The organism is Amycolatopsis sp. NPDC043887 (genome assembly GCF_056435665.1).
The window spans coordinates 265,645-291,916 of sequence record NZ_JBWKEB010000011.1 but is presented as its reverse complement, the minus strand read 5'-3'; the positions used below and the strand labels follow the sequence as shown (position 1 = coordinate 291,916).

The following is a 26,272-nucleotide window of genomic DNA, read 5'->3' as shown; positions in this document are numbered from 1 at the left end:
CAATCCGGCTGGAAAGTCCGCATGACCAACGGGCGGCCCGAATTCATCCCGCCCCAATACCTCGACCCGCTACAGAAGCCCCGCCGCTGAAGCCCGAGGAGCCCGCCGACCCCACCGGCGACGGGCCCCTCGGCATGCCCGGAGCACGGAGCGGTCCTGATGTCTGTCAGGACATAGGCAGCGGCGACCAGTGCCGAGGCATGTCGCGAAAGCCACTCGTTTCCTTGTGATGATCAGCTTGACGTCGGGTCCCTGCCAGATCCAGGTCGGGGCAGCAGTGAGGACGAGCCAGAAGGCCCAGTAGTTCAGCCTGATGACCTGACGGCCTCGGCGAGCACGATCAGGGCAAGCAGGAGAAGCCACAGTGCTACGCCGCTGGGGCGGGGCAGCCGTGCGGGCGGGCTGCCCGGCGCGCAGGCTCCAGCGTATGACCCGCGCCCCCAACGTAAAGCTGATCGAAGACTGCGGGACTCAACACCGCTTGGCTGACGCGACACGCTCGCCACCAGGCAGAGCACTGCACCTTTACCTTACGCCTCAAGAATTCCGCCGGGATCACCACGCCGTCGATCCGCCGTCCGCTCTGGACACTGAGCTACCCCGCGACTTCCCCGGACTTCAGCGAATCCCGCGCCGCCGATTCGCCGCGACCAGCGCGACAATGCTCAGCGAGGCCGTCGCCAAAAGATAGTAACCAGGCGAAACAGGTGATCCGGTGGCCGCGATCATCGCGGTCGCGATGGTCGGCGTGAACCCGCCGAAGATCCCGACGGTGGCGTTGTAGGCGAACGAAAGTCCCGTCGCCCTGGTGTGCGCCGGGAACACGTCCGCCATCACCGACGGAAGCGCACCGAAGTAGGTGGCCTTCAGCAGCCCCAGGATCGTCATCGTGATCGTGAGGGTCAGGAACGACGGCGAGGTGGTGACCCACAGGTACAGCGGCACCACGCCGGCCCCGATCACCGCCGCGGCACCGATCATGATCCTGATGCGGCCGTGCCGGTCGGTGAGCAGCCCGACGATCGGTGTCACGACGGTCAGGATGGCGGCGGTGATCATCAGGGCGACGAACGAAAGCGAGTCGTCCAGGCCGAGATTCTTGATCGCGAAGGTCGGCAGTGACTGAAGGATGAAGTTCAGCGAGGTCGAGACGACCAGCGCTCCCCTGCGATCAGCAGGCCGCCCCACTGGAAGCGGAACAGCGTCCGGACCGGTGCGGACTTCGGCTGATTCTCCTTCGTGGCTTCGGGTTCGTCGACGTGGCGCCGGATGTAGTAGCCGACCGGGCCGACGAGCAGCCCGAAGACGAACGGGATCCGCCAGCCCCAGGACGTCATCGCGTCGGCGCTGAGGGAAGCGGTCAGCCCGGCGGCGAACCCGGCGGACATCAGTGTCGCGAAACCCTGGCTGGCGAACTGAAAACTGCCGAGGAAGCCTTTGCGGCGGCCGTCCTGTTCAATCAGGAACGACGTGGCCGCCCCGAATTCCCCGCCCGCGGCGAAGCCCTGGATCAGCCGCGCGACGATCACGCCGGCCGGCGCGAGGAAACCGATCGTCGCGTAGCTCGGCATCACCGCCAGCAGGAACGTCCCGGCGACCATCAGCCAGATGGTCAGCACCAGCGCCTTCTTTCGGCCGAACCGGTCGGCGTAGGCGCCGAGCACGAGACCGCCGAGCGGACGCACGAGGAACGTGATGCCGAAGACCGCGTACGCCTGCACGAGCTGGACGGCGGCGTTCCCGCCGGGGAAGAAGGTCTTGCCGATATAGGCCGCCATCAGCGCGTATACGCCGAGATCGAACCATTCGAGCGCGTTGCCGATGGTCGCGGCGGCGATCGCGCGCCGGGTGGACGACGGCGTGCGCTGCCTGGCCACCGTCCGCTCGCTCATCATGCCTCCCCGCCGCGCCGTCCGAGCGCGTGGAACAGTGCCGCGGCGAGGACGATTCCCTCGCGGGCGATCGGCGCGAGCAGGTGTTCGTCGGGCGCGTGCTGCAGGCATCCGGGATAGGAGTGCGGCAGCCACAGCGTCGGGAGGCCGAGGAGGTCGGTGAACACATGGTTCGGCAGCCCTCCGCCGAAGCTCGGCAGGATCGCCACGCGCCGATCGGAAACCTCGTCGAGGACACTCTTCGCCCAGCCGACCCACGGGTCGCCGACAGGCGTGCGGCTGGCGCGGAAACTGCCCTCGGCGGTGACGTCGACCATGGAAAACCCTTGGGCGGCAAGGTGTTTCTTGATCGCCTCGCCCACTCCGTCGACGTCAGTTCCCGCGACGTAGCGCAGTTGCAGCATCGCTCGTGCGCGACCGGGGATGGCGTTGACCGGCCGGTCGATGTCCGCGGCGCCGAGCGAGAGGACTTCGAGGGTGTTCCAGCCGTACAGCCGCTCCGCCGCGGTCAACCCGGTGTCGCCCCAACCCGCGTCCAGCGCCGGATCGCCCGGTTTGTTCCCGATCTCGAGTCCGGCGAGCGCCGCGCGGACGCTGTCCGGGAGCTCGGGCGGCAGGAGTTCCGGCACCTGGACGCGGCCGTGCCCGTCGACGAGACAGGCGATCGCCCCGGCGAGGGTGGTGGCGGGGTTGCGCAGCACGCCACCCCAGTTCCCCGAGTGGTAGGCGTCGGGGCGGAGGTCGATGTCGAGGGCGATCCGGACACTGCCTCGCGCGCCGAGGAACAGCGTCGGCGTCGCCGCGTCCAGGCGCGGGCCGTCGGACGCGATGAGGACGTCGGCGCTCAGTGCCTCCCGGTGCACCGAGACGAACTCGTCGAGCCCCTGCGAGCCGATCTCCTCCCCTGTCTCGACCAGGAACTTGAGGTTGAACCCGAGCGAACCCGTCTCGGCGAGGAGCAGCCTGAGCGCGGTCAGGTTGATCAGGTGTTGCCCCTTGTTGTCCGCCGCACCTCGGCCGTACCAGCGTTCACCGTCGGCGGTCAGCGTCCACGGGTCCCGGCCGTCACTCCACCGGCCCACGTGCCCATCGACGACATCCGCGTGGCCGTAGCACAGGAGTGTCGGCAGCTGTGGCGACTCGATCCGGGTGCCGATCAGGAACGGGCCGCCGCCGGGATCCGGATTGGGATGGATCGCCACGGAACAGCCGAGCGCGGTCAGTGCCGGGGTCAGCACCTCATCCAGATATGCCTTGATGGCAACGCGGCCGCTCGGATGATCACTCACGGTCGGATACCCGACGAGCTCGGCGAGTTCGGCGAAGAACGCTCCCGAGTCAACGTGCTCGTGGGCCTTCGCGACCAGTTCTGCAGGGAACACCGTGTTGTCTCCCGATTCGCTCGTCGAGTGTCGCAGAGGAGCGTAAGTCGGTTTGCGTATCCGGACCATTGCCGTTTACCGTGCTCCGCGTTCTCATTGCGGCAAACCTGCGGAGATCTGATGCGACTACTGCCGATCGCGTTGACGTACTTCCTCGAAGTCGCCCGCACCGGCTCGGTGTCCGAGGCGGCGGCGGAACTGACGGTGGCGCCGTCCGCGATCAGCCGCCAGATCGCCAAACTCGAAGCGGGTCTCGGGGTGCCGTTGTTCGTCCGGCATCCGCGCGGCATGGTGCCGACCGAGGCCGGGACCCGGCTGCTCGACCACGTCCGGCGCAGCGAGGCCGAATCGGCCGTTCTCGTCGACGAACTCCGCACCGGCCGCGGCCTGCACGCCCGGTCCCTGACGGTCGCCTGCTCCGAGGGATTCGCCCGCCGCGTGGTCCCGCAGGCGATCGCCGCCTTCCGGCGCGTGCACGACGTCACGTTCCACATCGACGTCGTCACCAGGGACGAAGCGACTCGACGGGTACTCGAAGGCGCGGCCGACGTCGCCGTCACGTTCGCGACCGGGCCTCAGCACGGGGTGCGGGTCGAGAGCGCGGTCGTCGTCCCGGTGTACGCGATCGTCCCGCTCGATCATCCGCTGACCAGCCGCGACTCCGTCGAACTCGCCGAACTGTGCCGTCATCCGCTCGCGCTCCCGGCGCCGGGCCAGAGTCTGCGCGACCTGTTCGACATCGCCGCCCGGATCGAGAATCTCGCGGCCCATCCGGTGCTGGAATGCAACGAACTGAGCCCGAAGTACGAGTTCGTCCGCTGCGGTGGCGGGATCGCGCTCGTCGGCGGTCTGGGTGACATCGAGCAGGACGCGGCCACCGAAGGCGTCGCCTACGTGCTCCTCGACAACGCCGTGTTCCGCAAACGCGAAGCCCAGGTGCAGACCATGGCGGGACGGACGTTGTCGTTGGCTGCCATGCGGTTCACCGCGCTGCTGACCTCGTTCGTCCGCCCGCCGGTCAGCCGATCAGCACACCGGGATTGAGGATCCCGGCCGGGTCGAGCGCGGCTTTGGCGGCGGCGAAGGCGGCGGCGAAGGGGCCGGGACGCTGCCGGTCGTACCAGGGCCGGTGATCGCGGCCGACGGCGTGGTGATGGGTGATCGTGCCGCCGTGGCCCGCGATCGCCTCGGAAACCGCGGCCTTGATCTCGTCCCACTGGGCGACCGTGCTCCCCCAGCGCCCGGCGGCGTAGATCCCGTAGTAGGGCGCGGGGCCGTCCGGGTAGACGTGGCTGAACCGGCATGTGACGACACCGGCGCCGCCGCACACCTCGTCGATCGCGATGCGCGCCGCCGAGGTGATCGCGTCGTGGAACTCCGGGAAACCGTCCCAAGTGCACGCGGTCTCGAAGGTCTCCACGATCAGCGACCGGCGGGCGAGCGCGTCACGTTGATAGGGCATCCGCAGGAAGGACGACCGCCACGTCGAAGCGCTGTCCTGGCCGGCGGAATCCTTGCTGCGCCTGGCTTTCACGACACCGCCGTGGCCAGCGGTCACTTCGAGCGCGCGGTCGAGCCAGGTGTCGACCGGGTGGTCGGCGGATTCGAACGCGACCAGCAGGAGACCACCGCCCACACTCGCGCCCGCGTTGATGAGAGCCTCAGCCGGGTCGAGGAGCCGGCAGTTCGACGGATAGAGCCCGGACTGCGCGATCGCGCGGGTGGCGGCGACCGCGTCCTCCTGCCGTTCGAAGGCGACCGACGCGGTCACCTGCCACACCGGCCGGTCCTGCAGGCGCATCCAGGCTTCGGTGATCACGCCGAGCGTGCCCTCGGAGCCGAGGAACATGCGGTCCGGCGAGGGACCGGCGCCCGAGCCCGGCAGACGTCGCGATTCACTGATCCCGGCGGGCGTGACGACGCGCAGAGCTTCGGTGAGATCGTCGATATGCGTAGCGAGAGTGGCGAAATGCCCACCCGCGCGGGTCGCGAGCCAGCCGCCGAGCGTCGAATGGGCGAACGACTGCGGGAAATGCCGCAAGGTCAGCCCAAGCGGGCGAAGGCGGTCTTCCAGAGCCGGTCCGAAGATCCCGGCCTGGATCCGCGCCGCGCGACTGACCGTGTCCACTTCGAGCACGTCGCCGAGGCCGGCCAGGTCCATCGAGACCGCCGGGCCGTCGAACCGCGGTTCGACCCCACCGACCACGGAACTGCCGCCGCCGTAAGGAATCAGCGGGGTACCGGAAGCGGCACACCAGTCGAGGAGGTCGACGACGTCCTGTTCCGTCCGCGGCCGGGCGACCAGATCCGGGACATGGTCGACCCGCCCGAGCAGATTGCGGACGACGTCGCGGAACGCCTTGCCGCGGGCGTGGGACAACCGGTCGGCCGGTGCGTCACCGCACAACGCGGCGAGCGCCGCGGGCGGGCGGATCCGCGATGCCGGGACGCCGAGCTCCGCCGGGTCGGGCGGGGCGTGGTCGGTGAAGTCGTGGCCGGGCAGCACACCCGCGGTGCGAGCCACCAGCGCGTCGGACTCCTCTCGGGACAGTTCGCCGTCGAGGGTGCCCCAACCCCACCAAGACCGTTCTTCGGGCATCGTCGCCTCCGTTCGATCTGACTGACCAGTAAGTTACTTATCGGTCAGTTACCGTGTCAACGAACACCGATAGCGTGTGCCGTCGTGGCACCAAGTCCTCTGATCTACCTCGACCACGACTGAAGGCACTCCCCGGAGAACTCGTCTGGGCCACGACGTGGCTGCACGACGCCAACGACGCGCTCGCCCCAAGACTTGGCCTGCCCCGCTTGCCGGTGGCGGACTGGCCCGAGCCATCCGACACCGACGAGGGCGACGCTCGCATCGGCCTGCACTGGAAGACGCGGCCTCTGCTGGAACATGCCCAGAACCGCCCGTTCGTCTGGGTCGACGACGAGATCTCCGAGATCGATCGCGACTGGGCGTCCGGCCACCACGCCGGGCATGCCCTGCTGCACCGCGTCGATCCCCGGCACGGCCTGACCGGCGCCGACTACCGCGCGCTCGGCGAGTGGCTGCGGGAAACCCGCCGCTCCTGACACACAGGACAGCTCTACCACCCAGGACCGATTCGAGGCCTTCGACGCTTTACAACGTTGTATCAACGATGTAAAAACATCCTGACGGCCAGCCGTGGCCCCGGCTCACACCGGTTCTCCCCGGCCACGGGGTCGTGGTTTCACGCCTGCACAGGTCCAGTGGGAGGCGCACCTCCGCCGAGGCGGCCGCCCCCGGAGAAGGGTGTCGAGCAGATGTTGCCAACGTTGTCACCACACCGTCCCCGAAAGACGAGACGCTTCCGGAAGTCACTGGCGGCCGCGGTCGCGGTGGTCTCCGCGGTGGCGTTGACGTCGGGGGCCGCGACGGCCGCGGAGAGCGGCTGGAAGATGGGCAAGCCACGCCTGACCACCCCGTGGACGAACCAGGTGTCGCCCACCAACGCGTTGCCCGAGTACCCCCGGCCGCAACTGGTGCGCGAGAACTGGCAGAACCTCAACGGGGTCTGGGAGTTCGCCGGCGCCGCGCCCGGTGAGATCCCGCCCTTCGGGGAGAAGCTCGCCGAGAAGATCCTGGTCCCCTACCCCACCGAATCGGCGCTTTCCGGGATCCAGCGGCACGAGGACTACATGTGGTACCGGCGGACGTTCACCGTGCCGAGGCACTGGAACGTCGGCAGGGACAACACGCTGCGGATCAACTTCGGCGCCGTCGACTACAAGGCGAAGGTCTACGTCAACGGCAAGGAGGTGGCCGCGCACCAAGGCGGCTACGGCGCGTTCTCCGCGGACGTGACCTCGGCGCTGAAACCCCAGGGAGAGCAGGAGATCATCGTCGGTGTCGAAGACCGCGCCGACGCGACATGGCAGCCCGTCGGCAAGCAGCGGCTGGTCCCCGATCGCGGCATCTTCTACGAGGGCGCCTCGGGCATCTGGCAGACGGTCTGGATGGAACCGGTCGCGGCGAAGCACATCGGCACGCTCGGCATGGTCCCCGACCTCAAGTCCTCCACGCTCAAGCTCACCGTGGACACGGGCGGGAACTCCGGGCTCACCGTCGAGGCCGTGGTCCGCGACGGCAGGAAGGTGGTCAGCCGCAGCAAGGCGGCATCCAGTTCGGCGACGATCTCCCTGCCGGTGCCCAAGGCGAAGCTCTGGTCGCCGGATTCGCCGTTCCTCTACGACCTCGACGTCGAACTGAAGGACGGCCGCCGCACCGTGGACAAGGTTTCGTCCTACTTCGGCATGCGCGAATTCGGCACCGCCAAGGGCGCTGACGGCAAACTCCGGTTCACCCTCAACGGCAAGATCCTCTTCCTTCAGTCCACTTTGGACCAGGGCTACTGGCCGGACGGCATCTACACCGCGCCGACCGACCAGGCGCTGCGCTTCGACCTCGAACAGCACAAGGTCCTCGGCTTCAACACGGTCCGCAAGCACATCAAGACCGAACCCGACCGCTGGTACCACCACGCCGACAAACTCGGTCTGCTCGTCTGGCAGGACATGCCGTCGATGCGCACCGGTGGACGTCCGCCCGCCGACGCCCAGCGGCAGTTCCAGGTGGAGCTGAAGGAACTGGTGGAGCAGAAGAAGAACTGGACCTCGATCGTCGGCTACGTGCCGTTCAACGAGGGCTGGGGCGAGTGGTCGCGCGAGACCACCGGCAAGATCGCCGACGACGTCAAGGCCCAGGATCCGACCCGGCTGGTCAACGCGCACAGCGGCGTCAACTGCTGCGACTCCCTCGGTGACTCCGGCAAGGGCGACGTCATCGACTGGCACGCCTACCCTGGCCCAGCCAAGCCGATGCCCGACGGCAAGCGGATCTCGATCGACGGCGAACACGGCGGCTACGGCCTCGAGGTCGAGAACCACATGTGGTTCGGCGAAGGCCACGCCTACGAGATGGTCAAGGACCAGGCGACCCTGAACAGCCGCTACGTCCAGAACCAGCGCGACGTGCTCGCGTCGGCGCAGAGCTGCGGCATCAGCGGCTCGATCTACACGCAGATCACCGACGTCGAGCACGAGGTCAACGGCTTCTTCACCTACGACAGGCAAGTGAAGAAGATGGACTTCGCCCAGGTGCGGGCGGTCAACCAGGCGATCATCCGCAACGCCGACGGCAGCGGCTCCGGCGCTCCCGACCCGGGCCCCGGCACTCCGGGGATCGACGGGGTGCACGCCTACAAGTTCGATGAGGGCACCGGATCCAGCGCCAAGGACTCGGTCGGCACCGCGCACGCCACCCTGACCAACACGCAGTGGGCAGGCGGTGTCCAGGGTGGCGCGCTGGCTTTCGCGGGCAATGGGCAGGCCGACACCGGGGCGAACCTTGTGAACACGGCAGGCAGCTACTCGGTCTCGGCGTGGGCCAAGCTGGATGAGGCGAGCGGCGCGTTCCAGACCGTCGTCAGCCAGGACACCGGCCGCGACAGCGCGTTCTTCCTGCAGTACTCCGGGCAGGATCAGCGGTGGGCGATGAGCTTCGTCGGCCTCCGTGCCCTCTCGCCGGAGAAGCCGGAAGTCGGCCGCTGGTATCACCTGACCGGCGTCCGCGACGCCAAGGCGGGCACGTTGTCGCTCTACGTCGACGGCCAGAAGGTCGCCGCGCAGAACGCCTGCTCCGCCGCACCGAGCACCGGGCACACGGTGATCGGCCGCGGCCAGTACGGCGGTCAGCAGGTCGACTTCCTGCGCGGCGCGGTGGACGACGTCCGGCTCTACGACCGGCCGCTGACCGACGCCGAAGTCGCGACGCTCGCGAAGCGCGACTGAGCCCGGATACGCGGCGCCGGGGTCACTCCCGGCGCCGCGTGCCGGCCACCCATTCCCGCACGATGTCACCGAGCACGGGCAGCGGCACCTGCCCGTTCCTCAGCACGACATCGTGGAAATCCCGGATGTCGAAGGCCTCGCCCTGCTGCTCCTCGGCGAAGGCGCGCAACCGCTGGATTTCCAGCCTGCCTGTCATGTACGACAGTGCCTGACCGGGCCATTCGATGTACCGGTCGGTCTCGGACTGCACTTCGACGTCGCTCAGCACGCACTGTTCAGTGAGGTACTCCACGCATTGCTGCCGGGTCCAACCCAGCGCGTGCAGCCCGGTGTCCACCACGAGCCGCGCCGCACGCAAGGAGTCCTCGGCGACCATGCCCAGCCGCATGACGTCGTCGGAGTACAGGCCCATCTCGTCGGCGAGCCGCTCGGTGTAGAGCGCCCAGCCTTCGTCGAACGCCGAGAGCGGGACGAGCTTGCGCAGCCGGGGCATGTCCTCCAGCTCGTAGGACACGCAAGCCTGGAAATGGTGTCCTGGAACGGCTTCGTGGAACGCCACCGACTCGGCGATGAACCGGAAGCGTTCAGTCACCCGGTAGGTGTTGGTGGAGTAGACGCCGGGTCGGGTGCCGTCGGCCGATGGCGGCATGTAGTACGCCTGCGCCGCCGAGGGGCCATCGGCTTCCGGCACGGCACGCACCACGCATTCGGCCGACGGCACGCGGCGGAACCAGCGGGGCGCGGCGGCCGTGGCCCGCGCGACCGCTTCCGTCGCGGTCGCGATCATCTCGTCCGCGTCCCGCCAGCACAGCGACGGATCGGTGCGCATCCGCCGCCGGACCGCGACGGGGTCGTCCTCGCCGAACACGGCCGCACCGAGCCGCCGGTACTCCTCGTCCAGCGCCCTCCCGAGCGCGAGGCCGGTGTCGTGCAGTTCCTGCGGTGAGATCCCGGTGGTGGTGTGCGTCTTGACCAGACCCGCGTAGCTCTCCTTGCCGCCGTCCAGCCAGCAGAGGCCCGGCCGATCATCGGAACGGCCACGGCCGGCGATCTCGCGAGCGAGCACTTCGCGATAGGCGACGAGCGCCGGGCGGGCTTTCTCGATGAACAGCCGCTGCCGTCGCGCCGCGCGGTCACCGGTCAGCGCCGGGACGAGCAGCGGGTTGGGTTCGGCGGCCAGGAACCGGTCGACGTGGTCGATCGCGCCGCGCACCGCCCGTTCCACCGGGATCCGGCCCGCCGCGATCCCGGCACGGTGGCGGTCGGCCAGCGCCGCGAAGAACCCCGGGAACGCCGCCAACCTGGCCAGATAGTCCTCTTCCGCCTGCTCCCCCGACGGCTCGAGCTGAGGAAGCCAGGACAGCACCCCGGTCCCCTCGGCCGCCATCGGATCGGCGAGGGTGAACTCGGTCTTCCGCGAGTCGAGCCTGGTCAGCAGCGATTCCGCGTGATGCGTGACGACACCGAGGGTGATCCGGTCCGGATCCGCGGACCGGGCGGCGTGATCGGCGATGCGGACGGCGCGCTCCCTGAGCCGGTCGTCACCGGCCTCCGAGACGTCCCGCAATTCGTGGTCGTGTCCCGGAATGTTGTCGAAGGTCGCCATCAAGGGCAGCTCGGTCGCGAGGACGTCGAGGAGTTCGTCGGCAAGCTCCGCCGCCGTCGGCTGTTCACTCATATCCGATGACTACCAGAATCCACGCGGCATCCGCTCGCGGTTATGAGGCGTAGGCCACAAGCTCCACATGGTCGGACTTCCTACTTTTAGGGTGGCTCATCGTGAACGACGTCCAGTTCCTCGTCGAGAGCGGAATCGGCCGGATCACGCTGAACCGGCCGCGTGCGCTGAACTCGCTGAACCACGGCATGGTCCTCGCCATGCTCGACCACCTCGAAGCGTGGCGCGCCGACCCGGGTGTCCGCGCCGTGCTGATCGACGGCGCCGGCGATCGCGGGCTCTGCGCGGGCGGAGACATCCGTGCCATCTACGAGGACGCCCGCGCCTGCGGCACCGCGTCCCTGCGGTTCTGGGCCGACGAGTATCGCCTCAACACCGTGATCTCGCGCTATCCGAAGCCCTACCTCGCGCTGATGGACGGGCTCGTCATGGGTGGCGGCGTCGGCGTCTCCGCGCACGGCAGCCACCGGATCGTCACCGAACGCTCCCGGGTCGGCATGCCCGAGACCGGTATCGGCTTCGTCCCGGACGTCGGCGGCACGTACCTGTTGTCCCGCACGCCCGGCGAACTCGGGACGCATATGGCGCTCACCGCCGGGGCGATCTCGGGACCCGACGCGATCCACTGCGGACTCGCCGACCATTTCGTGCCCAGCGAACTGATCCCGGACCTGCTCGACGCGCTGGCGGCCCGTACACCGGACGACGCGCTGGAGCTGATCGCCGAACCCGCGCCGCCGAGCACGCTGGCCGGGGACGCCCCCTGGATCGACCGGTGCTACGCGGCGGACACCGTCGAGGAGATCCTGGGCAGGCTCCACGCCGAGGGGGACGCCGCGGCCACCGCGGCCAAGGAGATCGAGGCGAAGTCGCCGACCGCGCTGAAGGTGACCCTGCGGGCACTCCGGTCGGCCGCCGCGATGCCCGATCTGGAAACCGCGCTGGCGCAGGAGCTCCGGATCTCGACCCACGCGCTCTCGTCCGCCGAGTTCGCCGAGGGGATCCGAGCACAGATCATCGACAAGGACCGCTCCCCGAAGTGGTCCCCCGCCACACTGTCCGAAGTGGACGACGAGCTCGTCGACGCCTACTTCGCCTGACCGGTGATCGCCCGGTAGAGCGGCCGCAGCAGGGCGGTGACCGAGGTTCCGTCCACTGTGGCCGTGAGCGGCGGGACCTCGTCGAGCAGTCCCAACGGGTCCCCGGCCCGCGGCCGTCGCGTGTTCGTGACGTCGCCGGCCGGGCCCCAGCCGAAGAAGTCGTCCATCACCTCGTCGAGACCAAGGGGCTCGGCCTCCGCTGACGGGGCGGTCACCCGGGCACCCGCCTGCCGTCCGATCTCTTCGAGCAAGGCCGTGCGGTCGCGGCCGCGGAGCGTGAAGATGGCGAACGGGTCCGCCTCCTCTTCGAGCGCGATCAGCCCGGCGACGAGGTGATCGCAGGGAACGCGGGTGCCGGGGCAGGTGCAGTCCAGCGACAGTTCCCACGCCGCCTCGGGGAACAACGGCACCTGCTCGGCGGCGAAGAAGCGATCGATGTCGTCCGGGATCCGGCCGTCGAGCAAGGCCGTCTTCGCGGTCTCGTCCGCGGCGACGGCGGCGATGACCGCCGTCCACACCTGCTTGCCGAACGTCGGCAAGCCGATGCGGACCTCGTAGAACCGCTGCCGGGTCACCCGGACGCCGGCGACCGCGGCGCCGGGCCCGATCGTGAGCGTGTCGACCCGGCAGGGCGGCACGAGTCCTTTGTGGACACCCAATTCGTCGAGTGTCCGGCGGAATCCGTCAGTCATCGCCCGCCTCCCGTCCGAGCGCGAAGACCTCGCGCAGCGAATCGGTGGACAGCTCCGTGAGCCAGTCCTCCCCGTCGGTGACGACGAGATCGGCCAGCGCTTCCTTCTTGGTGATGACGGCGTCGATCCGCTCCTCGATGGTGCCGGGGCAGACGAACTTCCGCACCTGGACGCTGCGCCGCTGGCCGATGCGGAAGGCGCGGTCGGTGGCCTGCTCCTCGACCGCCGGATTCCACCACCGGTCGAGATGCAGGACGTGGGTGGCCGCGGTGAGCGTCAGCCCCGCTCCCCCGGTCTTCAGTGACGCGAGCAGGATCGACGGACCCTCGCCCGACTGGAAGTGCTCGACGATCGAGTCGCGGCGCCGCTGCGAAAGGCCACCGTGCAGGAAGGCGATCTTCGCGTTCATCCGATGCGAAAGATGCGGTACGAGCAGGTGCCCGAATTCCGCGAACTGGGTGAAGCACAACGCGCGATCACCGGCGTCCAGGATCTCCGCCAGGAGCTCTTCGAGCCGGTTGACCTTGCCGGAACGGTGCCCGATCGGCGAGCCGTCGTGCAGCAGATGCGCGGGGTGGTTGCAGATCTGCTTGAGCTTGGTGATCGCGGCGAGGATGTTGCCACGCCGTTTGACCCCGGCGCTGTCGGCGATCTTGGTCATCATCTCGTCCACGGTGGCGCGGTACAGGGTCACCTGTTCGCGGGTGAGGCGGTACTCCTGGAGGATTTCGATCTTCTCGGGAAGGTCGGCGAGTACGGTGGGATCGGTTTTGAGGCGCCGCAACAGGAACGGCCGGGTCAGCCGGCGCAGCTCGGTGGCCGCGGGAAGATCGCCGCGCCGTTCGATGGGCACCTCGAACCGCTCGCGGAACTCCTGCCTGCCACCGAGCACACCGGGGTTGAGCAGATCCGAAAGCGACCACAGGTCGGCGAGCCGGTTCTCCACCGGCGTCCCGGTCAGCGCGATCCGGTGCCCGGCGGTAATCCGGCGCAAGGCCTGCGCGGGCCCGGTGTTCTGGTTCTTGACCGCCTGCGCCTCGTCGAGCACGAGCCGGTGCCACCGGATGGCCGCGAGCTCGTCGGCGTCGCGGGCGGCGGTCGAGTAGGTGGTGACGACCAGGTCCGCGCCCTCGGTCCGGACGCGGCCGCGATCGGCGCCGTGATGGAGGTGGACGCGCAGTTCGGGTGCGAACTTCGCCGCCTCCCGCTGCCACGTCCCGAGGAGCGACATCGGACAGACGAGCAGCGTCGGCCGCCTGTCCCCCTGTGCCCGCTCGATCGCTTCGAGCGCGAGCAGCTGGACGGTCTTGCCCAGCCCCATGTCGTCGGCGAGGCAGGCCCCGAGCCCGATCGACGCCATGAACGAAAGCCACGCGACACCGCGGCTCTGGTAAGGCCGCAGGGCCGCCAGGAACGTCGACGGGGGCTCGACCGGCTCGATCGTGCGCTGGACACGACCGGCGAGGAAGTCGTCGATCCAGCCGTCGGTCGTGACCTCGGTGACCGGGAGCGGCGTGTCGTCGAACCCGTGAAGCAGGGCCAGCAGGTCCGCGGGGGTGGGCAGCGGCGGTTTCTCGCGGTCCGGGTCGCGGCGGAGGTATTCGAGACCGGAGCGCAGCAGTTCGGGGTCCACGCTCACCCAGCGGCCGCGCAGCCGGACCAGTGACGACTTCGCGGCCGCCAGCCCGGCGAGTTCTTCGTCGGTCAGGGCGTCCTCCCCGACGGCGAGCGCCCAGCGGTAGGAGGCGAGCTGGTGACGGCCGAGCCGATGCACGGCGGCCTGGTCGACCGGCGCGCCGCGCACGGACAGCTTGAGCGCCAGCTTGCGCCTGCCGCCCCAGCTCGCCGGGAGCTGGACGTCGAATCCGGCCGCCACCAGCCGTTCCGCGCCGCCGTCGAGGAACTCCACGGTTTCGGCGACAGTGAGGTCGTAGATACCCGGCTTCTCGGCCTCGACCGCGGGGCCGAGCAGCGGCAGCACACCGGCGGCGCGCTCCAGCTCGGCGGTGAACAGGCCCTCGGGGTCGGTGAACTTGGCGCCGGCCTCACCGGACCAGACGTCTTCCGCCGGAAGCAGGAGGCTCGGATCGGCCGTGGAGCGCAGGAGGAACCGCAACTGCCACTTGGTCCCGTCGCCGGTCTGGTCGTCGGGGTCGTCGGCCGGGCCGTGCAGCGTGGGGACCTCGTCGAGCCGGAAGCAGACGGTGCCCTCGGTCAGGTCGGTGTCGCCGACCGCGTCCCAGGCGGCGATGCCCTCGGCGACGATCCCCATGCGGCCCGGCGCCTGGCCGATCCGGTCGTCGGCGCTCTTCAGCGCGTGGAGCCACGACCCGAACGGGCCCTCACGGCCATCGCTTTCCGTGGCATGTCCGGCGGCGGCCAGGCGATCGCGGACCGCCGCGTCGACCAGGGTGTGGAGCGCGTCGGTGACGAGCGCCGCCGGATCCGGCCCGGGATGTTCGGCCCGGCCGACCGGCGGGGTGGCCGCGATCAGCGCCCGGACCGCGACCGCGTCACCTCCCCGGGCCACGGGCCGCCAGCGTGCCCGCGCCACGATCTCGTTCCGCACGAGCGTGGGCAGCACGCGGCCGCGGCGCACCAGATCGTCCGCCAGCCGGACGACGGCGCGGAGATGGCGGACCGAGGTGCCGTAGCCGACCGTCTCGGCCAGGTCCTCCAGCTCCGATGGGTCGATCAGGAGCGCGGGCACCGACCAGGGTTCCAGCGTCAGCTCCTGCTGCGGGCGGCCGCGGGAGCCCAGTTCGGGCGAGGCGACCGGCCCCCCGCGACGCGACGGAAGCAGAAGAACGGCCGACGCCGGTTTGCCGGGGTGCAAGGCGGTCAGATCCGCGACCGACGCGGCGAACGGGTGCGGCCGGGCCGCGCTCGACGGCCGCATCGACGTCGTCGCCGGGCGGTCGCCGTGCTCGCCCCAGAGCACGATCCCGCGGCCCCGGGACCACAGGCCGTGCACGACGAGTGGCGACATGGTCCTCCTTCCGCGGTCTGGTCCGTCCAGCATGCCCGGGACCGATCAGCGTCCGGTCAGCGAGGGTCACACCATCGTGTGGCTAGGCGGCGGCCGACCGCTCTTCTAACCTGATCAGTTCATCCCCACACGGAAGCGATCCTTCGATGACCGACGGAGAAGCACGCGCCGGCGTGCTTTCGAAACGCGCGCTCGTGATCGCGTCGCACGCCGTGGAGCGAGCCGCGCTCGCCGAAGGCACCGACGAAGACATGGTCGTCCTCGCGCTCTTCCAGCGACTGCCCTACTTCGAACGGGAACGGGAGGTCTACGCCAGGATCGCGCGCCGCGCGGCCGTCACTGTCGTCGGGATGGTCGATTCGGGCCGTCCGGACCTGCCGCACGGCGTGACCCCTGTCCTGTTGCGTGCCGACGAGAGCCTCGCCCGCGAGTGGTCGGTCGCGGTGCTCACCCCGACCTTCGGCGGCTCGGTCGTCGCCCAGGACCTCGACGATGTCGACCCGTCGGCGTCCACGGTGGAAGCCGCGCGGCGGTTCCAGGGCCGCTGGGGTTTCCGCCGCGACGAGGCCTACGCCGAGGTCGTCCGCCTGCGCGACGCGCTCGGTGATCGCCTGCCGCCCACCGCGCGGATCAAGATCGACGAAGTGCTGAACAGCGTGACGACTCCCGCGGCGGCTCCCGTGGAGAACCGGGCGGAAGCGGCGCTGCGTCACCTCGCCGGGCGACTGGAACGGCGCGCGCCGTCGAAACCGGAGGAACCGGCGCTCGCGATCGATCCCGACACCGGGCTGGCGACCATGGCCGGGATCTCCGGCTGGCTGGGCGCGTCGACCGACACCGTCCCCCTCGGGCTGATCATGATCACCGTCGACGATCTCGCCGAGGTCGGCAGACGCCACGGCGACCGGGTCAGGATGCACACCGAACAGAACATCGCGGACCTGATCCGCGAGGATCTGCGCCCTCTTGACAGAGCCGTGCGGCTCGGAACCGACGAATTCCTCCTCGTTCAGCCCGCTTTGGACGCCGCCGACCTCACCGAACACAGCCTCCGTCTCGAACGGCGGCTCGGCGCGCTCCACGCGACCTACCCGTTCGTGGATCTACATCCGCGGACGACCACCATGCTCACCCGGAAGCGGCCACTTCCCGTGCACTCCCTGCGCGGACAGCTGAAACAGGTGCGGTCGACGGCGTTGTGGCCGCCCAGCCAGGGCATGCTCCCGACACCGAACGGCACTGGTTCGACCTGGTTCCACTGATACGGTCACTCCGGTGGATACCGTCCTGGACACGATCGATCCGCGCGAGGCGCTGACGATCCTCGGCCCCTCGAAAGCCAAGATCCGCGGCGGTGACGCGTCCGGGGAGACCGGCGAGGTGTGGCCCGAACCGCTGCTACGCGCGCGGGCCGACGTCCTGGAGCGGTCCAAGGTGGACAACGGTGGGTTGCGGCAGGCCTGGCTGCGCTACACCGGGAACTTCTACCGGAACGTCGGCGGCGCACTGGCCGAGGCCGCCGGAAGCGGTCGGTTGCTGCTCCTCAGCGGCGGCTACGGCATCTTGCGCGCCGACGAGCCGATCGCCTACTACGACCGGAAACTCAAACTCGGCGACTGGCCGTCCGGAGTGCTGGAAAGCGCCGTACTCGGGGAGGCGCGCCGGATCGGGGCGACGAAGGTGGTCACGTTCGTGTCCGCCAGCGCCGACTACGCGAAACTGATCCGGCGAATCCCTTGGGACACCTCGGAAATCGGCGGCGTGCTGGTCACGATCGACTTTCATGGCGGCGGCGCGCAGGTCGAGGTGCCACGGCGGCTGGCTCACGCCTTCGGCGCATGGTGGCGCCGGTCGCCGTCGGACTACCCGCCGGGCATGGTCACCGAAGAACTCGGGTGAACCCGGTCACGGCCACTCGGCTTCGGACAGCAGGCGCGCGGCGCGGAGGAACGCCGCCCGGTCACCGGCGGAAAGCCGTCCGAGCAACCGTTCCTCCTGCTCCTGGATCTTCGACTGGGCCGACCTTCGCGCGGCGCGGCCGGCTTCGGTGATCCCCAGCAGCCGGACCCGGCGATCCTTCGGGTCCGGCTCGCGGGTGATCAGCCCGTCCTCTTGAAGGTTGTCGAGGGTGCCGATGATCCGGGTCTTGTCCGCGCCGATCGCCTTCGCGAGGGCGGCCTGCGTGCGGACGGGCCCGTCGTCGAGCGCGCTCAGCACCACGTAGCCCCACATGGTCAACCCGTGCTCGGCCAGCACCGGCGTCTCGGCGTTCATCAGCCGTCGCATCAGCCCGCCGAGCATCGCCGCGAGATCCGGCCTCCCCTGCTCCGCCATGCGCAGACCATACCGACCTGGTCGGCGGAACCTGTTGACGGATTCGTACGCATGCGTAGATGATATGCGCATGCCTATCGATGAACTTCGCATCCTCGACGCCCTTGTGACCCGGGCCAGCCTCGACCTCGTCAGCGAGATCGCCCCCGCGGATCTGACCAAGCCGACCCCGTGCAGCGCCTGGACCTTGCACGGCCTGCTGGCGCATATGACCACCCAGCACCACGGTTTCGCCGCCGCGGCCGAGGGCGAGAGCCACCTCGACCATTGGCGACTGCTCCCGCTGGACGACGACCCCGTCGCCACCTACCGCGCCTCGGTGAACCGGGTCCTGAACGCGTTCGCCCCCCACGACCTCGCCGACCGGAAGTTCGCTCTTCCCGAGTTCTCCACCGAAATCACCTTCACCGCGGAGCAGGCACTGGGCTTCCACTTCGTCGACTACCTGGTGCACTCCTGGGACGTGGCCAAAACCGTCGGCCTGCCGCTCGAGTTCCAGCGCGAGGTGCTCGACGCCGGACTGGGCTTCGCAAAGGCGATCCCGGACGGGAAGAACCGGAAGGCTCCGGGCGCCGCCTTCGGCCCGGCCGTCGACGCACCAGGGCAGTCCGATTTGGACACGATCGTCGCCCTGCTCGGCCGATCGCCGTCGTGGCCGGATCAGGTGGTCGCGGCGTGATGCGCGGCCTCGAGGATCCGGGCGGTGACCAGCTCCGGTTTCTCCAGGGACAGCCCATGAGTCGTCTTGGGAACGACTTCGACCTCGATGCGCGGATTCAGCGAGTCGAGCCGGGCCGCCACCTCGCGGGCACACTGGATGACACTGCGTTCGGCGACGATGATCCGGGCGGGCACATCGATCGCCGACAACTCGTCATCGCTGAACAGGTGCATCTCCGGTAGTCGCTGTTTGTACTTGAGCGCGGCGAACAACAGGGGCCGCACGGTGTGCCGCACGTCCGGATCGCCGGAAGCCACCAGCCGGAGAAGCCACTTGGGCAGGAACCAGAGGAAGATCTCCCGAAAGCTCCACCAGATGAAGCTCCGGTCGATCACACCGAACCCCGCGGCTTCGATGGCGACGACACCGGCGATCCGGTCGGTCGTCCGGGTGGCGAGGTTCAAGGCGAGCCAGCCACCTCGGGAAACGCCGGCGAGGTGGACCTTTTCGTGGCCGGTTCCCGCGAGCACCCCGTCGACGACCTCGGCGAGCCAGTCCGCGCAGTCCTCCACGGACTCCATGGGAGCGGTCTGGATCGATCGCCCCGGCTCGCCGATGCTGTCGACCGCGTGGATCCGGTGCCGGGCGGCGAGTTCGGCGATATGCGGATACCAGGACAACGAGGTGCCCATTCCCCCGGAAAGCAGCACGATCGGCGGACCGTCTTCCGGCCCGCAACTCCGGACGTGGGTCGGGCCGAACCTCGTCGCGATGTCCAGTTCCTCGGCGGGAACCGGCCACTTCCGCAGGATCGCGTCATAAGTGGCGAAGAAGCGCTCCTCGGCCTTCTTGTCGGTGAACTCCCCCAGCATCGGACCTCCTCGAAGTTTTATAGTGCACTTGCACCATAACAGTGGGTGGCCGTTCCCGCCAGCCCTCGCCGGCATGGCAGAGTGATCGCGTGCCGAAACGTGTCGACCACCAAGAGCGCAGGCGCGAAATCGCGGAGGCCCTTTTCCGGATCGCCGCCGCCCAAGGCCTGCAGGCGGTCACCCTGCGCGCGGTGGCCGCGGAGGCGGGCATCTCGATGAACCTGGTCCAGTACTACTTCCCGACCAAGGAAGAGATGCTGCGGTTCGCCTGGCAGCGGGTCGTCGAACTGACCGGCGAGATCACAGGGAAGAGCATCGGCGAGGCGATGAAGACGGGGGACGAACGCACCATCGTGCGCGCCTACCTGACCGCCGTCCTGCCGGACGGCGAACGCCGCCGCATGCTGGCCGCGGTCCAGATCGCGTACTTCGCCGTCGACGTCACGCGCGGGAGCCAGGATCCCGATCAGGAACCCCTTCTGCCCCACTTGGTCCACGCGATCGCCGGCCTGCTCCGGGCGGCACAGGAGAAAGGTGCCGTCCCCGCCCGCCTCGACCCCCTGCTCGAGGCGGACGCGCTCGCGACGATGTCCGCCGGTCTGGTCACGGGGATCATGGTCGACGCCTACACGGCCGAACGCGCGTCGGAGATCGTCGACTACCGGCTCGACGGAGTGTTCACCGGCGTTCGATGAGCGCCTCGATGCCGTCCAGGATGCGACCGAGGCCGAACTCGACGTCGGCCTCCTCAATACTCTCCTCGCCGTACGCCTCACCGGAAATCACGGCGGCGACGCGCGTATAGCCCCGCCCTCCGAGGCGCGGGCCGAGGAACGCGCTCAGCGCCCGGACCTGATCAGGCGGGCTCGCGTTCACGTCCCGGAGCAAGGAAGCGGTACTGCGGACCCATCCGTCGACCAGGACGGCGCAGCCGGTCACGTCCTGGACGCTCAGGCCCGAGTCCGCCATCCCCTCGAGGAAGTTCTCCAGCCACCCCAGCAGATTCGGCGTACTCGGCGCCCTCCGCACCGGCAGGTCGATCAGCCACGGATGACGGCGGCAGCGCTCCAGGAGCGTGCGCGCCCAGGCGGTGACCGCGGCGCGCCAATCGCCGGACACCGGCTCCGGTGGCGGCCCCCACGCCGCCTCGGCCACCAGGACGAGTAGCTCCTCTTTGGAGCTCAGATATCGGTAGAGGGCGTTCGCGGTGATGCCGAGACGTTTGGCGATCGACGGCATGGACAGCGCCGCGTAACCCTCCGCGTCCGCCTGCGCGATGGCCGCGTCGACGATCTGCTCGAGGCTGTATCCCGGCTTCGGCCCGCGCCGGGGCGCCGGCGCGGGCCCCCACGCTAGTGCGGTGCCCGGCGGCAGCAACTCGATCTCCACGTCGTCCATGGCCGCATTGTTGCACCTAAAACAGGTAATGCCATACACTGTTTATGGCATACACAGTTACTTACTGAGTTGGGGGATCGACCATGACCGAACCGACCAGGCGGAACGTGCTTCGCGGGGCGGCGGCGCTGGCCATCGGCGGAGCCGCCGCGACCTTCGGGAGCAGCGGATCCGCCTTCGCCAAGCAGAATCCGCGCTACCCGTTCGTCGAAGGTGCGTTCGCGCCGGTGAAAGAGGAGGTGACGGCGTTCGGTCTGCCGGTCACCGGCCGCATTCCCCAGGACCTCCGAGGTCGATATCTGCGCACCGGGCCGAACGTGCTCGGGCTCGAAGACCCGCGCGCCCACCACTGGATGCTGGGCGAGGGGATGGTGCACGGCGTCCGGCTGCGCGACGGGAAGGCCGAGTGGTACCGCAACCGGTGGGTGCGTTCGTCCGGTGTCGCGGCGAAACTCGGCGAGCGGTACCCGTGGCCGGTGCCCGCCGAGGATTTCGCGCCGAACACGCACGTGATCGGCCACCACGGCCGCATCCTCACCCTTCAGGAGTCCGGCGCTCCGCCCTACGAACTCGACGGCGAGCTGAACACGTTGGGACCGTTCGACTTCGCCGGTTCGCTGGCAGGCTCCTACACCGCGCACACCAAGTTCGACGCCCGCGCCGACGAGCTGCACGCGGTGACCTATCACCCGACGTGGGATCACGTACGGCACCTGATGGTCGACCGGACCGGCCGGGTCGTGCGCACCACCAGGATCCCGGTCACCGACAGCCCGATGATGCACGACTTCGGGCTCACCGAGAACTACGTGGTCGTCTTCGACGTGCCGGTCACCTTCGATCCGCAGCCGGGCAAGGTCGTGCCCTACAAGTGGAACACGGGCCATCCGGCCAGGGTGGGGGTGATGAACCGCGACGGCGGCCCGGTCCGCTGGTTCGGGGTGGATCCGGTGTTCTATTCGCATACGCTCAACGCCTACGAACAGGGCTCCACGGTGGTGGTCGACCTGACCACGATGCCGGGTCCGTTCGAGGTGGCCGGCAAGCAGGGCTTCGGCGGCCCGTCGGCGTCGGGACCGCCGGTGCTGGAGCGCTGGACGATCGATCTCGCGCAAGGACGGGTCCGGCGCCGAGTTCTCGACGACCGGCCGCAGGAGTTCCCGCGGGTCAACGAAAGCCTCGTATCGCGGCGGCACAGGTACGGGTACTCGGCCTCTCCCGGCGAACTGTTCGACGTCTACTTGGACAAGCCCTCCGGCTCCTTCGGCAACGCGCTGATCAAGCACGACCTGCGGAACGGGCGTTCGGAGGTGCACCGCTTCGGCCGGGGCGCCGACGCGAGCGAAGCGGTGTTCGTGCCGTCGTCCCGCAGCAAGTCCGAAGACGACGGCTACGCCCTCGCCTACGTGAACAATCCCGACCGCAACGCCTCGGATCTGGTGATCCTCGCGGCGCAGGACTTCACCGCGAAGCCACTGGCCCGCATCCATCTGCCGAGGCCGGTGCCGCTGGGCTTCCACGGCAGCTGGGTCGCCGACTGACGGATCGGGGCGGTCGCCGGACGTCCGGCGACCGCCCCTCGGGTTCACCCGCCGGTGAGCACCTCCTCCAACGCGGCTGCGGAGTCCGGATACCGCTCGAGCAGCGCCAAGCCGGTGCGCGCGGTGCTCGCCCACGGCTCCTCACAGCCCAGCAGGCCCGCCACGGCGTCGCAGCTCGCCGGATGCGCCGCCAGCAACGCGAGGCCGCCTCCCCCGGTTTTCCTCGTCACCGCAAGGGGTTCCGGCTGGTCCTTCCAGGGCGGAACCCAGGCGTCGAGAGCTGTGAGCCTGCCGGGGAAGATCCGCCCTGCCTCACGCACGAGCAGCGGCACCAGCTCCGCGCCCCGGGACCGCAACGTGGTGATCAACGTCGGCAACCACGGCAGCAGCAGCCTGTCCGGCAGCTCGGCGAAAGCGTTCGACACCGCCTCGACGACGAAGTCGGCCAATCCCGGCGCCGGCTCCAACGCGTGGACGAAACCGCTGAGGTAGCGCGGATAAGCCGGCAGCACCATCGGGTTCGCCAGCAGTCCGGCGCAGCGCTCACGCAGTTCCGCACGCGTGAGACGGCCGAGCTGGACCTGCGCCGCCCACAACAGCGCCACCTTCGACGGCTCCTCCGGATGCGATCCGGCGATCGCCAGCTCCAGCTGCGTACGGTCGCACCCCAGGGACAACGCGAGCGCCTCCATGCTGAACAGGAAGCCCAGCATCGCGGCGACCTGCTCGACACCGGCCTCCTCGTCGGCGAAGGCCGCCGGGAGCAGCGTGCAGTAGTGCGCGTACCCCGTCCGGACGAAGTCCTCGATCCACCGGGGCAGCACCGGCTCGCTGGTCCGGTAGTGCGCCAGCAGCCTCCGCACCCGCCGCAGCACTTCCGGGGCGCCGTCGACGGTGCGTTCGGTGGCCAGTACCTCCAGGGCACGTGTGCCCAGCTCTCCCGCCAGCCGCGCGCTGCGAAGGTAGAGCGTCGCGTCTTCGACCGCCCCGAGCACCTTCGCCGCGGTGGCCTGCGGATGGTAAGCGGCACGCCGAAGCCGTTGCTCCAGCACCTGTTCGACACTGACGCCCTCATAGCCCAGCTCGATGAGGGCTCGCTGGTGGGTGCCCAGCGCCAGATCCCACGACTCCTGGATCGGCCGTTCACCGAGCCGCCGCTCCCCCATGATCGGCCGCGCCGCACCGTGGGGCATCAGGTGGCGCAGCATCCACAGCAGATCGGAACAGGGCTCCAGCTCCGGCCTCGACGCGATGTCGAGCAGCGCCCGTTGCACACCTCGTTGCTGCAGCTTGAGATTCAGGGGTTCGAGCCGGTCGTGCACGTCGCGCGCCAGCGGCGGCAACGCGTCGTAGCCGACCTGGCCGATCCGGTCCCCGCCCATCATGATCTCGACGAGACGGCGCACGTCGCGCCTGCCGGGCACGACGTCCTTTTCGATACAGGTGACCGCAGCGTCCTGGAAGTCGTACGGCGTCGGCTTGGCCCGGTCGCGCAGACCCGCCAGCAGGATCGAGGTCTCGAACACCGCGATGGCGTCGGCCGTCGAGGCCAGGTACCCGTTGCGGCGCGCCGCCCGGACGATCTCGACCGACCACCCCAGCAGTTCGGCCTCGTCCAGCCGGTCGAGCACCGGAGGCCGTTGCAGGAAGCCCGAAAGCTGGTCCGACGCCACCGGATCCGGGATCGGCGCGGGCAACTCCGCGGCCTTCTTTCGCTTCGGCCCTCCGACCTGTCCTTCCAGCTGGAACTGCTTCACCTTGGTGCGCTTCAGGTTCTTCGCCCACTCGGTGGCGGCGATCGACACCGATCCCCCGGCGAGCCCGAACTGCGCCTCGATCGAGGCGTGGCTCGACGGGATGAGCCCGTACTGCCACGTGCTCTCGCTGCGCGGGCTGATCACGAACCCGTCCGTACCCTCGACACCGAACTCCGCCACCCGGCTGGCCGCGTGGAAGGCACCGCAGATGTAGAGACAGTCCGCGGGATCCGCACCCGAGGCGGCGAGGTGCTCGCGCATCCGGGTCCACATGTAGCGCTCGCGGTCTTCGTCCACCCGGACACGCCGGGTGTCGCCCGGCGCGAGACGACGGAACAGGCTGCCGATCAGGAACATCACCTGCCGGTAGGTGTCGTGGTCGCTGTCGCCGAGTGGCAGCTCGACGTACTGGTGCCACCACTCCGACCAGTGCCGCACCCGCCCGTGCCGCAGCAGGTGTTCCTCGAGTTCGGCGAACCGGGGCCGGAGATCACCGATCTCGACGCCGACCGCGTCACCGTGCAGCGCCGCCTCTTCCTCGGCGGGCGGCGTGTCCGGCTCCGGGGACGGTTCGCGTTCGTTCCACTGGAAGACGTGGTCCGCCGACCGGTCGACGAGGACGAGCTCGACTCCCGGGGTGTCGAGGGCGTACGCGATCGCCTGGTACTCGGCCGAAGCCTCGGTGATCGGCGCGACCACGGACAGGGGCGCCCACTCCGCGGGGAATCCCTTCACCTCCGTCGCGAACGCCTGGACCGCCACCGGGAGACGGCAGTTGCGCAGCTCGGTCAGCAATGGCGCCATGTCTTCGCACAGCTCGAGGTAGACCACCTTCGGCTGTTTCTCCCGCAAGCGCCGTGCCATCGCCACGGCCGAAGCCGGGGAATGATGGCAGACCGGGAAGATCTCCAAAGGCTCGCGCACCGCGCGGTCGACGTCGTCGACGAGCCCGAGCAGGATGCCCTCCAGTGCGCCGGGCCCATCGGCGAAGGCGGCCGCGGCCTCCTGCAACTGGCCGCGCAACGCCTCGAAGGCGCCGCTCACGAGAGGGAGGCGATCGCGTCGCGGCCGCCGTCGAGGAACTCGGGCCAGTCCCCGCCCTCGTCCTTGCTGCGCGGCTCGACGACGCCGTGCAGGTACTTGTTGAGGATCGCCAGATCCTCCGGCTCGCGACGGGCGAGCGAACCGACCAGCGAAGACGCCAGCGTGCGGGCGGTCAGCTCATGTTCGCCGAAGAAGTTGCTGTGCAGCACCGCGTCTTCGAGCACTCCGATCTGTTCGGCGGTGGACAACGCGGACTCCAGCTTCTCGTCGTCGCTGCCCGCCGACGCCGCCGCGGCACGCAGGTCGCCGAAGCTGCGCAGCAGCACGTCGAGCAGCGTGGGCGGCACGTCCAGCTCGATCTGGTGGCGGCGCAGGAGTTCCTCGGTGCGGAAACGGACGATCTCGGCCTCGCTCTTCTTGTTGGTCACCACCGGGATGCGGACGAAGTTGAAGCGACGCTTGAGCGCGGACGACAGGTCGTTGACCCCGCGGTCGCGGCTGTTCGCGGTGGCGATCACGGAGAAACCGGGCTTGGCGAAGACGATGCCGTCGCTGTCCAGTTCCGGTACCGAGATGTACTTCTCCGACAGGATCGAGATCAGCGCGTCCTGCACGTCGCTGGTGGAGCGGGTCAGCTCCTCGAAACGGCCGATCGAACCCGCCTCCATCGCGGTCATGATCGGCGACGGGATCATCGACTCGCGGGACTGGCCCTTGGCGATGACCATGGAGACGTTCCACGAGTACTTGATGTGGTCCTCGGTGGTGCCGGCGGTGCCCTGCACGACGAGCGTGGAGTTGCGGGAGATGGCCGCGGCCAGCAGTTCGGCGAGCCAGCTCTTGCCGGTGCCGGGGTCGCCGATCAGCAGAAGGCCGCGGTCGGAGGCGAGGGTGACGATGGCCCGCTCGACGATGTTCCGGTCGCCGAACCATTTCTGCGAGATCTCGCGGTCGAGGCCGTCGGCGCGTTCGGAACCGAGGATGAACAGGCGCAGCATCTTCGGGGACAGACGCCAGGCGAACGGCTTGGGGTTGTCGTCGACCGACTCCAGCCAGTCCAGCTCTTCGGCGTACTTGATCTCGGCGGGGGCGCGCAACAGGTCGGACATGTCTTG

The 26,272-nt window shown here is 69.3% G+C and carries 21 protein-coding genes; 9 read left to right on the top strand and 12 right to left on the bottom strand.

Annotation, left to right across the window (positions count from 1 at the left end; all coding sequences use genetic code 11):
• Window positions 1-618 precede the first annotated feature (618 nt).
• From AC069H_RS28740 to AC069H_RS28730, 3 genes are read right to left on the bottom strand one after another with little or no spacing between them, the layout of a single operon-like run.
• Window positions 619-1,188, bottom strand: a complete 570-nt coding sequence (locus AC069H_RS28740; RefSeq protein WP_478234407.1) for an MFS transporter — start codon at window positions 1,186-1,188, stop codon at window positions 619-621.
• Window positions 1,137-1,892, bottom strand: coding sequence for an MFS transporter (locus AC069H_RS28735; RefSeq protein ID WP_478234406.1), 756 nt, complete (start codon window positions 1,890-1,892; stop codon window positions 1,137-1,139). Before AC069H_RS28735 ends, AC069H_RS28740 begins: the two co-directional genes overlap by 52 nt.
• Entirely contained in the window at window positions 1,892-3,274 is a 1,383-nt protein-coding gene (locus tag AC069H_RS28730) for a M20 family metallopeptidase (RefSeq protein WP_478234405.1), read from the bottom strand. Before AC069H_RS28730 ends, AC069H_RS28735 begins: the two co-directional genes overlap by 1 nt.
• Before the next feature lie 120 nt (window positions 3,275-3,394).
• On the opposite strand from AC069H_RS28730, the gene AC069H_RS28725 reads away from it, so the two are divergent.
• A complete protein-coding gene (locus AC069H_RS28725; RefSeq protein WP_478234404.1) occupies window positions 3,395-4,318 on the top strand; it encodes a LysR family transcriptional regulator in 924 nt (307 codons plus the stop codon).
• Here AC069H_RS28725 and AC069H_RS28720 read toward each other — a convergent pair.
• Window positions 4,293-5,873 carry an FAD-binding oxidoreductase gene (locus AC069H_RS28720; protein ID WP_478234403.1) on the bottom strand — a complete coding sequence of 527 codons (1,581 nt, stop codon included), beginning with the start codon at window positions 5,871-5,873 and terminating at the stop codon, window positions 4,293-4,295. The two genes, AC069H_RS28725 and AC069H_RS28720, sit on opposite strands and share 26 nt — an antisense overlap.
• Before the next feature lie 74 nt (window positions 5,874-5,947).
• On the opposite strand from AC069H_RS28720, the gene AC069H_RS28715 reads away from it, so the two are divergent.
• Entirely contained in the window at window positions 5,948-6,352 is a 405-nt protein-coding gene (locus tag AC069H_RS28715) for an HAD domain-containing protein (protein WP_478234402.1), read from the top strand.
• 348 nt (window positions 6,353-6,700) lie between these two features.
• Entirely contained in the window at window positions 6,701-9,091 is a 2,391-nt protein-coding gene (locus AC069H_RS28710) for a LamG-like jellyroll fold domain-containing protein (protein WP_478234412.1), read from the top strand.
• Between the two features lie 22 nt (window positions 9,092-9,113).
• Here AC069H_RS28710 and AC069H_RS28705 read toward each other — a convergent pair whose 3' ends face one another.
• On the bottom strand, window positions 9,114-10,769 hold the full coding sequence (locus AC069H_RS28705) for a DUF885 domain-containing protein (protein WP_478234401.1): 1,656 nt from the start codon (window positions 10,767-10,769) through the stop codon (window positions 9,114-9,116).
• 101 nt (window positions 10,770-10,870) lie between these two features.
• On the opposite strand from AC069H_RS28705, the gene AC069H_RS28700 reads away from it, so the two are divergent.
• Window positions 10,871-11,869 carry an enoyl-CoA hydratase/isomerase family protein gene (locus AC069H_RS28700; RefSeq protein WP_478234400.1) on the top strand — a complete coding sequence of 333 codons (999 nt, stop codon included), beginning with the start codon at window positions 10,871-10,873 and terminating at the stop codon, window positions 11,867-11,869.
• Here the strand turns inward: AC069H_RS28700 and AC069H_RS28695 are convergent.
• Both AC069H_RS28695 and AC069H_RS28690 read right to left on the bottom strand, forming a co-directional pair.
• Window positions 11,857-12,561 (bottom strand): SWIM zinc finger family protein, encoded by a 705-nt coding sequence (locus AC069H_RS28695; RefSeq protein WP_478234399.1) that lies wholly within the window; start codon window positions 12,559-12,561, stop codon window positions 11,857-11,859. The genes AC069H_RS28700 and AC069H_RS28695 overlap by 13 nt on opposite strands.
• Window positions 12,554-15,550 (bottom strand): DEAD/DEAH box helicase, encoded by a 2,997-nt coding sequence (locus AC069H_RS28690; RefSeq protein WP_478234398.1) that lies wholly within the window; start codon window positions 15,548-15,550, stop codon window positions 12,554-12,556. The genes AC069H_RS28695 and AC069H_RS28690 overlap by 8 nt, the downstream gene beginning before the upstream one ends.
• A gap of 146 nt (window positions 15,551-15,696) precedes the next feature.
• Between AC069H_RS28690 and AC069H_RS28685 the strand changes: the two genes are divergently transcribed.
• Together AC069H_RS28685 and AC069H_RS28680 are read left to right on the top strand one after the other, a co-directional pair.
• Entirely contained in the window at window positions 15,697-16,812 is a 1,116-nt protein-coding gene (locus AC069H_RS28685) for a sensor domain-containing diguanylate cyclase (protein ID WP_478234397.1), read from the top strand.
• Between the two features lie 13 nt (window positions 16,813-16,825).
• Window positions 16,826-17,449 carry a YaaA family protein gene (locus tag AC069H_RS28680; RefSeq protein WP_478234396.1) on the top strand — a complete coding sequence of 208 codons (624 nt, stop codon included), beginning with the start codon at window positions 16,826-16,828 and terminating at the stop codon, window positions 17,447-17,449.
• 6 nt (window positions 17,450-17,455) lie between these two features.
• Here the strand turns inward: AC069H_RS28680 and AC069H_RS28675 are convergent, their stop codons facing one another.
• Window positions 17,456-17,884, bottom strand: coding sequence for a MarR family winged helix-turn-helix transcriptional regulator (locus AC069H_RS28675; protein WP_478234395.1), 429 nt, complete (start codon window positions 17,882-17,884; stop codon window positions 17,456-17,458).
• Between the two features lie 70 nt (window positions 17,885-17,954).
• Between AC069H_RS28675 and AC069H_RS28670 the strand changes: the two genes are divergently transcribed.
• On the top strand, window positions 17,955-18,563 hold the full coding sequence (locus AC069H_RS28670) for a TIGR03086 family metal-binding protein (RefSeq protein WP_478234394.1): 609 nt from the start codon (window positions 17,955-17,957) through the stop codon (window positions 18,561-18,563).
• Here AC069H_RS28670 and AC069H_RS28665 read toward each other — a convergent pair.
• A complete protein-coding gene (locus AC069H_RS28665; RefSeq protein ID WP_478234393.1) occupies window positions 18,545-19,417 on the bottom strand; it encodes an alpha/beta fold hydrolase in 873 nt (290 codons plus the stop codon). The two genes, AC069H_RS28670 and AC069H_RS28665, sit on opposite strands and share 19 nt — an antisense overlap.
• An 89-nt stretch (window positions 19,418-19,506) precedes the next feature.
• On the opposite strand from AC069H_RS28665, the gene AC069H_RS28660 reads away from it, so the two are divergent.
• Window positions 19,507-20,112 carry a TetR/AcrR family transcriptional regulator gene (locus tag AC069H_RS28660; protein WP_478234392.1) on the top strand — a complete coding sequence of 202 codons (606 nt, stop codon included), beginning with the start codon at window positions 19,507-19,509 and terminating at the stop codon, window positions 20,110-20,112.
• Here AC069H_RS28660 and AC069H_RS28655 read toward each other — a convergent pair.
• Window positions 20,096-20,815: a TetR/AcrR family transcriptional regulator gene (locus tag AC069H_RS28655; protein ID WP_478234391.1), complete on the bottom strand. Its 720-nt coding sequence runs from the start codon at window positions 20,813-20,815 to the stop codon at window positions 20,096-20,098. The genes AC069H_RS28660 and AC069H_RS28655 overlap by 17 nt on opposite strands.
• A gap of 83 nt (window positions 20,816-20,898) precedes the next feature.
• Here AC069H_RS28655 and AC069H_RS28650 point away from each other — a divergent pair, with 83 nt between their 5' ends.
• Window positions 20,899-22,356 (top strand): carotenoid oxygenase family protein, encoded by a 1,458-nt coding sequence (locus AC069H_RS28650; RefSeq protein WP_478234390.1) that lies wholly within the window; start codon window positions 20,899-20,901, stop codon window positions 22,354-22,356.
• A gap of 44 nt (window positions 22,357-22,400) precedes the next feature.
• Here AC069H_RS28650 and AC069H_RS28645 read toward each other — a convergent pair whose 3' ends face one another.
• Window positions 22,401-25,157: a DUF5682 family protein gene (locus AC069H_RS28645; protein WP_478234389.1), complete on the bottom strand. Its 2,757-nt coding sequence runs from the start codon at window positions 25,155-25,157 to the stop codon at window positions 22,401-22,403.
• Entirely contained in the window at window positions 25,154-26,266 is a 1,113-nt protein-coding gene (locus AC069H_RS28640) for an ATP-binding protein (RefSeq protein ID WP_478227096.1), read from the bottom strand. Before AC069H_RS28640 ends, AC069H_RS28645 begins: the two co-directional genes overlap by 4 nt.
• Between the last annotated feature and the right edge of the window lie 6 nt (window positions 26,267-26,272).

Excerpts from the sequence above, each read along its gene's own strand:
- AC069H_RS28655 (WP_478234391.1), bottom strand. The coding sequence starts at position 20,815 with ATGGACGACGTGGAGATCGAGTTGCTGCCGCCGGGCACCGCACTAGCG.
- AC069H_RS28675 (WP_478234395.1), bottom strand. The coding sequence starts at position 17,884 with ATGGCGGAGCAGGGGAGGCCGGATCTCGCGGCGATGCTCGGCGGGCTG.
- AC069H_RS28710 (WP_478234412.1), top strand. The coding sequence starts at position 6,701 with ATGGGCAAGCCACGCCTGACCACCCCGTGGACGAACCAGGTGTCGCCC.
- AC069H_RS28705 (WP_478234401.1), bottom strand. The coding sequence starts at position 10,769 with ATGAGTGAACAGCCGACGGCGGCGGAGCTTGCCGACGAACTCCTCGAC.
- AC069H_RS28650 (WP_478234390.1), top strand. The coding sequence starts at position 20,899 with ATGACCGAACCGACCAGGCGGAACGTGCTTCGCGGGGCGGCGGCGCTG.
- AC069H_RS28640 (WP_478227096.1), bottom strand. The coding sequence starts at position 26,266 with ATGTCCGACCTGTTGCGCGCCCCCGCCGAGATCAAGTACGCCGAAGAG.
- AC069H_RS28720 (WP_478234403.1), bottom strand. The coding sequence starts at position 5,873 with ATGCCCGAAGAACGGTCTTGGTGGGGTTGGGGCACCCTCGACGGCGAA.
- AC069H_RS28695 (WP_478234399.1), bottom strand. The coding sequence starts at position 12,561 with ATGACTGACGGATTCCGCCGGACACTCGACGAATTGGGTGTCCACAAA.
- AC069H_RS28670 (WP_478234394.1), top strand. The coding sequence starts at position 17,955 with ATGCCTATCGATGAACTTCGCATCCTCGACGCCCTTGTGACCCGGGCC.
- AC069H_RS28665 (WP_478234393.1), bottom strand. The coding sequence starts at position 19,417 with ATGCTGGGGGAGTTCACCGACAAGAAGGCCGAGGAGCGCTTCTTCGCC.
- AC069H_RS28725 (WP_478234404.1), top strand. The coding sequence starts at position 3,395 with ATGCGACTACTGCCGATCGCGTTGACGTACTTCCTCGAAGTCGCCCGC.
- AC069H_RS28735 (WP_478234406.1), bottom strand. The coding sequence starts at position 1,892 with ATGAGCGAGCGGACGGTGGCCAGGCAGCGCACGCCGTCGTCCACCCGG.
- AC069H_RS28690 (WP_478234398.1), bottom strand. The coding sequence starts at position 15,550 with ATGTCGCCACTCGTCGTGCACGGCCTGTGGTCCCGGGGCCGCGGGATC.
- AC069H_RS28685 (WP_478234397.1), top strand. The coding sequence starts at position 15,697 with ATGACCGACGGAGAAGCACGCGCCGGCGTGCTTTCGAAACGCGCGCTC.